This window comes from Xanthobacter autotrophicus (genome assembly GCF_029991245.1).
Lineage (GTDB): Bacteria > Pseudomonadota > Alphaproteobacteria > Rhizobiales > Xanthobacteraceae > Xanthobacter > Xanthobacter autotrophicus_C.
This window is the reverse complement of sequence record NZ_JAIVFO010000238.1, coordinates 1-3638: the sequence shown is the minus strand read 5'-3', so window position 1 is coordinate 3638 and position 3638 is coordinate 1. Positions and strand designations below refer to the sequence as shown.

The window sequence follows — 3638 nt, the reverse complement described above, 5'->3', positions numbered from 1 at the left end:
CCCGCCCCGGCGGGAGATCTTGATCCCATCCCGTTGACGACGAACGATTTCAGAGACCTCCCGGCCCTGCCAAGCCATCCATCGCGCCCTGTCCCGCGGGGGCCGCCACCCCGACCCGACCCCGTGACCCCGACAAAACGCCGCAGTGATTAGAGGTATCTAAAAACCTAGCCGGTTAAGGTTAATAGAAGGTTGACGGCGCAAATGCGGCGGGCTTCGGGCATTATCATTTCATTAACCGGGTCGGATTTCCCGCCATGTCGAAGCGCATCTCGCCTCCCCGCCTCCTGCTGGCCCTCGCCGCGGCGCTCCTGTGCGCCGGCGTGAGCGCCGCCAGTGCTCAAGAGCAGCGGGCACAGAACACACGCTTCGCCAATCTCGCCTCCGCCTTCGCCCCGCGCCATCTCGCCGACGGGCGCGTCACCACCGCCCCCACCGGCTATGTGCGCTTCTGCGCCGATCACAATCATGACTGCGAGGCGGCGGGCACGGGCCTCGGCGTGATGAAGCTCGACACCCAGCGCACCGCCGAGCTGGAACGCATCAACCGCACCGTGAATGACGCGGTCCAGCCCGAGACCGACCTTGATCACTACGGCGAGACCGAGCGCTGGGCCTATCCCGACGACAGCCGCGGCGATTGCGAAGACTATGTGCTGGAAAAGCGCCGCCGCCTCATCAATCTGGGCTGGCCCAGCTCGGTCCTGCTCATCACCGTGGTCCGCGACCGCGAGGGCGACGGCCATGCCGTGCTCACGGTCATGACCGACAAGGGCGACCTGATCCTCGACAACCAGGAAACCGACATCCGCGCCTGGAAGGACACGGGATACCGCTACGTGAAGCGCCAGTCCCAGGTCGATCCCTCCACCTGGGTGTCCCTGGGCGAGACCCGCGTGCCGCCAGTGGTGGGCACCGGGCGCTGATCCCGGTGCATCGCAAGACGGCGCTTAAGTCTTTGACGCTTGAGTCTTCGACGCTTCAGCCTTCCGCCTGCGCGGCTTCGGCCACGCCACGGCGGCGAGACGGGCCGGAACCGACGCCGCGGTTCCGGCCCGTTTTCCTTTTTGGGCGCAACTCGCCCGATCAGTCGATGCGCTTCAGGCCCTTGGCATAGCGCTGCCAATTGTGCTGGTAGTGCTCGGCGGTGCCGATGAGGCGCGCCGCCGTCGCCTCGTCGATCTGCCGCGCCACCTTGGCCGGCGCGCCGACGATGAGGGAGAAGGGCTCGAACACCTTGCCCTCGGTGACCAGCGCCTTGGAGCCGACAAGACAGCTTGCGGCGATGTTCGCCCCGTTCAGCACCGTGGAGCCCATGCCGATGAGGCTGCCGTCGCCCACGACGCAGCCGTGCAGGGTCGCCATATGGCCCACGGTCACGTTGGTGCCGAGGGTGAGCGGAAAGCCGGGATCGGTGTGGAGAACGCAGTTTTCCTGGATGTTGGACCCCTCCCCCACCACGATGGGTTCGTTGTCGCCGCGCAGCACGCAGCCGAACCACACGCTGGCGCCTTCCTTCAGGGTCACGTTGCCGATAATCACCGCGTCCGGCGCGATCCAGTAGTGTCCCGAGGCGGGCAGGGTGGGCGCGACACCGTCGAGGGCATAGATGGGCATGGCGGTCTCCGGTCGGGTACAGGGTCCGGATGCGTCACTATACCGGCCCCGGCCTGCGTGCTAGCGTCGAAGCGCATCCCGCTGGCGCCATGCTGGCGTAAATCGTCGGCGCAACCCGCGTGTCCGGTTCGAACCTTCCGAAGCCCTGCGTGTCGATCCCCCCGCTCTCCCCCGATCAGACCCGCCTGCTGCACGACGGCTATCAGGCCCAGGTGCGCGGCCTTCTGGACGATGCGGCCCGCCAGTATCGCAAGATCCTGAAGAGCGTGCCCGACCATCCCGACGTCATGCACCTTCTGGCCATGGTGCGCTCGCGCCAGCACCGCACCGACGAGGCCATCGCGCTCTACCGCGCCGCCGCCGCGCTCAAGCCGCAAGACGCCAAGCTCTGGTACAATCTCGGCCTCGCCTACACGTCCGTGGAGCGCAACGGCGAGGGCGCCGATGCCTTCGCCCGTGCCCTCGCGCTGGATCCGTCCCTCCCCGAGGGCACCGGCATGCTGTTTTCGGCGCGCCGCTCGGTCTGCGACTGGCGGGACGACGCCCGGCTCCTGGCGGCGATCGCCCGCGCCGGGGACCCTGCCCAGCCGGAGATCCCGCCGTTCTTCACCTTGTGGCTCGACGACCCCGCGCTCCAGCTGGCGGCCGCGCGCCGCACCGTCCATCGCCGCTGCGCCGGCATTGCACCAAAACCCCTGCCCGCCCGCGAGCCTGCGGATGGGCGGGTGCGCATCGGCTATCTGTCGGCCGATTTCCGCAACCACCCGACCACCCATCTTCTGGTCCGGCTACTGGAGGTCCACGACCGCTCGAAGTTCGAGATCACCGCCTTCTCCATCGGGCCGAACGACGCCTCCCCTGCCCGCAAGCGGGTGGAGGCGAGCGTGGACCGCTTCATCGACTGCGAACGCGACCAGCCGTTTGAGACCGCCGAACGCGCCCGCCGCCTCGGCATCCATATCCTGGTGGATGTGATGGGCCACACCAACGGCAACCGCATGGAGATCTTCGCCGGCCGCGCCGCGCCGGTGCAGGTGAGCTATCTGGGCTATCCGGGCACCAGCGGCGCCGATTTCATGGACTATGTGATCGCCGATCCCTTCGTCCTGCCGCTAGAAGACGCCCGCTTCTTCAGCGAGAAGGTGGTCCACCTTCCGGACACCTACCAGCCCAACGACCCGACCCTCGCCGTCGCCGCCCGCCCCGGCCGGGCGGAATGCGGCCTGCCGGCCAGCGGCTTCGTGTTCTGCGCCTTCAACAACGCCCGCAAGCTCGATCCGGCGACCTTCGCCCTCTGGATGCGCCTGCTCGCGCGGGTGCCGGGCAGCGTGCTGTGGCTGCTCGCCGGCGATGAAGCCCGCGCCCATCTCAGGCGCGCGGCCGAGGCCGCCGGCGTGGCGCCCGACCGGCTCATCTTCGCCCCCCACCGCCCGTTGCCGGAGCACCTGGCCCGCATGGCGCTGGCGGACCTCTTCCTCGACACCTTTCCCTATACCGCCCACACCACCGCCTCGGATGCGCTGCGGGTGGGGCTGCCGCTGGTGACGCGGACCGGCCGCTCCTTCGCCTCGAAGGTGGCGGGCCGCCTGATGCAGCTGTCCGGTCTGGGCGATCTCGTCACCGACAGCGTGGACGCCTACGAGGCGCTCGCCCTGTCCCTCGCCGGGGACCCGGACCGGCTTTCCGCCCTCCGCGCCCGCCTTGAGGACGGCGCGGCGCGCGAACGCCTGTTCGACATCCAGCGCTACCGCGCGCAGATCGAGGCCGCCTATCTCGCCATGATGGATCGCGCCGTGGCCGGCGCCGCGCCGGACCATATCGCCATGGCGCCGACCGTGGCGCAGGGGTCCGGCGCCTGAACGGTCAAGGCCCGGAACGGTGTGGCGCCTTGCCTTGGCTATCGCCTCGATCCTGCCCATGCTAGAGCACCCGCCGATCGGCCTGCGGCGCATGCTGATCGGATCGGGCTCCAGAGGTGGTTTTCAAGGAAAAACAACGCGACGCCATGCCTCCTTCCCCAC

At 68.8% G+C, this 3638-nt stretch carries 3 protein-coding genes; 2 read left to right on the top strand and 1 reads right to left on the bottom strand.

Features of this window, described 5'->3' with window-relative positions; genetic code table 11:
* The first annotated feature begins 257 nt into the window (after nucleotides 1–257).
* Nucleotides 258–926, top strand: a complete 669-nt coding sequence (locus tag K9U41_RS22170) for a transglutaminase-like cysteine peptidase (RefSeq protein ID WP_282643009.1) — start codon at nucleotides 258–260, stop codon at nucleotides 924–926.
* 160 nt (nucleotides 927–1086) lie between these two features.
* Here the strand turns inward: K9U41_RS22170 and K9U41_RS22165 are convergent, their stop codons facing one another.
* Nucleotides 1087–1617: a gamma carbonic anhydrase family protein gene (locus tag K9U41_RS22165; RefSeq protein ID WP_282643008.1), complete on the bottom strand. Its 531-nt coding sequence runs from the start codon at nucleotides 1615–1617 to the stop codon at nucleotides 1087–1089.
* Between the two features lie 149 nt (nucleotides 1618–1766).
* On the opposite strand from K9U41_RS22165, the gene K9U41_RS22160 reads away from it, so the two are divergent.
* The gene (locus K9U41_RS22160; RefSeq protein ID WP_282643007.1) at nucleotides 1767–3476 is read left to right on the top strand and encodes a tetratricopeptide repeat protein; all 1710 of its coding nucleotides are present in this window, start codon (nucleotides 1767–1769) and stop codon (nucleotides 3474–3476) included.
* The last annotated feature ends 162 nt before the right edge of the window (nucleotides 3477–3638 follow it).